This is a genomic window from Crocosphaera sp. Alani8 (assembly GCF_038442745.1).
GTDB lineage: Bacteria > Cyanobacteriota > Cyanobacteriia > Cyanobacteriales > Microcystaceae > Crocosphaera.
Genome location: NZ_JARVCN010000236.1, coordinates 1 through 5,072, shown reverse-complemented (window position 1 = coordinate 5,072; position 5,072 = coordinate 1). Strand labels below are relative to the sequence as shown.

General features: G+C 37.3%; 4 protein-coding genes. 3 read left to right on the top strand and 1 reads right to left on the bottom strand.

What is annotated here, in order from left to right:
- Window positions 1-244: 244 nt before the first annotated feature.
- The gene (locus P9B04_RS14050; RefSeq protein WP_342055614.1) at window positions 245-592 is read right to left on the bottom strand and encodes a hypothetical protein; all 348 of its coding nucleotides are present in this window, start codon (window positions 590-592) and stop codon (window positions 245-247) included.
- A 168-nt stretch (window positions 593-760) separates the two neighbouring features.
- Here P9B04_RS14050 and P9B04_RS14045 point away from each other — a divergent pair, with 168 nt between their 5' ends.
- From P9B04_RS14045 to P9B04_RS14035, 3 genes are all read left to right on the top strand, one after another.
- Window positions 761-2,674 (top strand): protelomerase family protein, encoded by a 1,914-nt coding sequence (locus P9B04_RS14045; protein ID WP_342055613.1) that lies wholly within the window; start codon window positions 761-763, stop codon window positions 2,672-2,674.
- A gap of 57 nt (window positions 2,675-2,731) precedes the next feature.
- Entirely contained in the window at window positions 2,732-3,808 is a 1,077-nt protein-coding gene (locus tag P9B04_RS14040; RefSeq protein WP_342055615.1) for a DUF6398 domain-containing protein, read from the top strand.
- Between the two features lie 125 nt (window positions 3,809-3,933).
- A partial coding sequence (locus tag P9B04_RS14035) for a hypothetical protein (protein WP_342055612.1) occupies window positions 3,934-5,072 on the top strand: 1,139 nt, incomplete at its 3' end.

The following is a 5,072-nucleotide window of genomic DNA, read 5'->3' as shown; positions in this document are numbered from 1 at the left end:
TTCTGACCTTATTATACCCTAATTTTGCTCATATTTTAGATGCGTTTGCCCTGTCATTATTGTCTGTAACTATCTCTGTATAAAGGTTATAGCTTTGATCTTAAATTAGGCGATCGCTTATTCTCGTAGCGTTACGGGTTTAATAAAAGTATTGCACATTTGAGAGGAGGAAAGAAATAAAGGAGACAGCAAAGCTAGAAAGCTAGATTGCAGAATCCTCTCATCTTTCCATACTCTGTTAGCTTTAGGGATTACCTCCAAAGAATGTTTTAAATCCTGTTGTAATAATTGCTCCTGCTACTAATACTATTAATGCCCATACTTGGCTTGTTTGTGTTCCCTCGACTTTTTTTAGTCTACTATCAATCCCTTCTATTTTCTCTGTAAATTTTGCTTGTCCTATCTCTACATTAGTCAATCTTTCTTCTATTTTGTCTAATTTTCCCTCTACTTTCTCAAATTTAGATTCAAATTTTTTGTCCATATCATCTAGCTTAGATTCAAATTTTTCGTCCATTTTGTCTAATTTATTGTTAATCTCCTTCAAAATTTCTGCTATTGGGTAATCAACTGTTATGGGTGTTTGGCTCATGAGTTATACTCCTAATATGATTGTTTTTGCTGTCCCCTGATTACTTTCTGGGGGGCTGTTTCTATTTTATGCCATTTTCCACTTTTTCTCATCTCTCTTTATCTTTTACTTAACTTTTTCTTCGCCATATCTGCTATACTAAAGATAAGGATATAGAAAACTACAATTATGGCTAACTTTGATGGTGTGAAAACTAAATGGTTAAATGAGTTTTTAGAGAAGAATATTCCCTTAGTTGCTCATTTAACCCCTGATACTCTCAACTGGGAAGATAAAGCGAATGTATTTGCTCTTTTACTAGAGAAGACTTTATGCGATCGCCAACTCAATTCCCCTTCACAACAAAAGAATGTCCGTTCTCAAGTTGCCCATGTTCTTAAGCAATATCACCCTCAACATCCTGCTATTGCTCATCCTTACGTCCTTTTATCTTCATCTACTTATACTCAATTAAATATTGAACAATTACAGAAAACCGATGAACGGCAAACTAAGTTCTTTTCTGGAGCAAACGCGATCGCTCTAGTTGATAAGGCAGCTTCTCTGATTGAAAGCAATGACCCCAATGAAGTGGCGGCCGGCTTAGCGGTTCTCATTGGTCGTAGGATTAGTGAGATTCTTATTTCCCAGTTTGAAGAGTGTACCCCTTATTCTCTATGGTTTTCTGAACCGGTCAAGAAAAGTAGCTTGATGCCACCGTTAGAAATCCCTACACTAATTGAAGCCTCCTTAGTTTTGAAAGCGATCGCCCGACTCCGTGATATTTGGAATATCGATGACCTCATGAACAAAGCCTCTTCAGAACGTCAACTTAAACAGGCTATTAACCGACGCTATGAGGATGTTCCTAAAGCGGTTCGTCGTCACTACAAAGACTTAATCCCTGGACGAGAAGCTGATAATGATTCTGGTCAAAAGCTTTACACTCATCTTTTTCGTGCTGTTTATGCTGAGATTGCCTCTTACTTCTATAAACCCTCTACTGTCCCAACTCACTGCTTCAAGGCTGAAATTCAAGGACATTTCTCTATCAATGCTAATGGTAAGGTTCGCTCCTATACCTCACGCCCTCATTATGACGACTATCTCATTAGCGACCGCCTCCCCGACCAAGATGGTATTAAATTGTCTCTCCGTGATGTCTCTGTTCTGTCGGCTTTTTTCGACAAAGATATCGATAAGGATAATGAAAAAGATATCGAGGACAACATACAATCCAAAACCACCGTTATTCACACTGATGAACCGAATGACAAGAGTGAACCCGAACCAGAAATAAAGATGATAGAGCATATTAACTCCGAACTCCGAACTCCAAACCCCGAACTCATGATGACCATGTTGAAACAACAGTATGATTTAGCCGTGGAGAGTAATCAGGAAAAGTATCAAGCTATTATTGAGGGTAAAGATGCTTTGCTTGCCCAAAAGGATACTTTAATTGAGGATAAATCTCAACAGGTTGATTTCCTATCTGAACAATTAAGATTAGCTAGTGAGCGGAGTTCAACTCCTTCTTATCCTGATTTATCATCAGAGAATGAACAACTTCGCCTACAGATCGAATCCCTTAATACTAATATTGAACAACTTGAGCAAAAACTACGAAATACTGAATCTCAACGAGATGAGGCACAGGATAAAGTCGCTGAACTTGAAGCTATCATAGAACAATTTAAAACCCTTCTTGACCCTAATCACACTACTGATAATCGAACTCATTCAAAGACTCATCATCAGAGTGAAAAGTCTGAGAATACATTGAAAAAAACACCTCGTTCTCAACCTGTTATTGATCTCGATCTAGATCCTAGAGCGGACACTGTTGACCGTGCTATTAATGCTATTAAGACTTATAATAATGATCCCAACCGTACTTATCAGGAAAAGTGGTATCTTTCTAATCCTATGGTTGCTGATTTAATTCGTTCTTCTGGTTTTCAAGTTGCTGGTAAATTTCTTCAAGAATACCTTAGATATCGCTCTGTTGACCTCGAACAACATCATCAATTTCATCAGCTTTCTGTACGTCATAATGCTAAACATGACCAGCCTATTTCTCACTTTATTTCTATGACTTAACTCCCTGTTCTTTGTTAAAATCAGATTTTCTCTATTATAATACATTAATACTAAATGATGACTTTTCATCTAACTCAACTCGATTCTCTTACTTATGATCAAGCTGAACCTCTCTTAGAAACTTATATTGAGGGAGCCATTGAAACTTTTGCTCATTCCCCTGAAGGACAAGCCTATTTAGAAACCAATGAAACCCTTGGCAGTTGGATTGGAAGTTTTCTTGAATTGGCTTATCTTTATGAAGAATATACTCTCTCCATGATGGCTTTTCCTCATGTTCAAGAAATCATGGAAAGTCTTTTTCCTCGTAAAATTACTTTATTAGATCCTTCTCAAGCTGATGATGCTATTCCTGAACTTCTCTGTTTTTGGCAGTTTTTAAAACGCCAATATAAGTTGAAAAAAGCTGATTCTATTATTAAATATTTGGCTTCTATTGAATCGACTTTTCCGAGCCTGATGAATGATCCTCATAGTGGTGGTTTTCTCAAAAATCTTCTTCTCCAAGGTCATGAACTTGGCTTTGATATGACTAGCGAAGAAGGACTTCAAGCTTTTCAAGAACATTTTAATGCTCAACAAATATCCGACTCTGACCATGACGATTCTGATGTCTCTTCTTCTACTTCTACTATTCCTCAAAAATCTGAGTCCGTCCCCAAGGCTATGCAAGCTAAATATGATCAAATTATTACCCTCACCAATGAGTTTGCTTCCCAATATCTTAATGACGAATATGCACAACTCATTCGTGCTGCTACTGCTGCCTTAGCTCGCAAACGTCCTTCTCCTCTTTCCCGTGGCCAGGCTAAATCTTGGGCTTGTGGTATCACTCATGCTATCGGTATGGTCAATTTCCTTTATGATTCCTCTCAATCTCCTCATGTCAGTGCTGGGAATTTATACAACGCTTTTGGAGTTAGTTCTAGTACCGGACAATCTAAGTCCAAACAAACCAGAGATTTATTAGATATGTTTCAATTTGATCCCAATTGGACTTTACCTAGTCTTATCGATCGCAATCCTATGGCCTGGATGATTTCTGTTGATGGACTCATGGTTGATGCTCGCACCATGCCTCGTCCTATACAAGAAGCTGCCTATGCTAAAGGTTTAATTCCTTATCTTCCTTAATTGGTTTGTTTTTCCAGGTTTTATACATTTATATTTTATACAATTTCGTTGTTCTTATGTTGATTTTCGGTCCTCTTCTTCTGCTATACTATACACAACTTTCCTGTTGTTAGTTTCTTTTGATTATGAACGACTCTAACTCTTCTCCCATGCCCATTTCCCGCCAACTCCGCTATCAGAAGCAATGTCGCGACAATTGGAAAGAAAAAGCTCTCCAAAAACAACAGAAAGTTCGGGAATATGTCCAGCTTACTCGTTCTTTGAAAAAAAGTCGTGATAACTGGAAAACTAGGGCTAAACAGGCTGAACAACGAGTTAAAGATTTAGAACAACAATTAGCTAATTTATCTTTTTCTGATTCTGACTCTGAGTTAGATAATCAAGATGATGAAGACTTTTCTGATCGGATTGCTCATCATCATTACTCTGTTTCTACTATCTCTCTTTCTGTTCAGCAGATCATCACTGTTGGACACAGTTATCGGGGTGTTGCTAAAACAATGGAGCTTCTTTCTCCTAAGTTTTCTCTTGATTCTCCCCATTATAGTAGTATTAAGTCTTGGGTCGAAAGAATTGGTCTTTATGAGTTACAACGACCCAAAGAAAGACGGGATGATTGGATTTATCTAGTTGACTTAACCCTTGAACTGGGTAATTCTAAAGCTTTAGTTATCTATGGCATTCCTCATACTTTTTGGCTGACACAAATTCTTCCCAAAAAGAGAGCTTTAAAGCATACTGATGGTCAAATTCTCGCTCTTGAAGTTACCATTAAAGCTACTAGCGATTGGATTCATTCTATTCTGGAGTCTGTTAGTCAAAAAGTTGGTACTCCTCTTCAAATTATTTCTGACCATGCTAGTAATCTTAAAAAAGGGATTCAGCTTTTTCAAAGCCATCATTCTCAGGTTATTTATACTTATGATGTGACTCATGCTATGGCTAATTTATTGAAAAAACAGTTGTTTTCTAATGATATTTTTCAAAACTTTTTATCTGATTGTCATCACTGCCGTCTTCAAGTTCAGCAAACTGAATTAGCTTTTGCCTCTCCTCCTCCTCAAAGAACTCAATGCCGTTTCTTTAACCTTGATCCTCTTCTTCGTTGGGCTAACTCTGTTCTTCGTTATTCTTTTTCTTTCTTTTCTCCTCTTGAACCTAATTTCCATCAACTTGAACTTTTTAATCGGTTCTTTGATAAATTTACTTGGATTTTTTCTTATCGCAAACTCATTCGCTTTTGGACTTACCTTCTTCAGTTGAC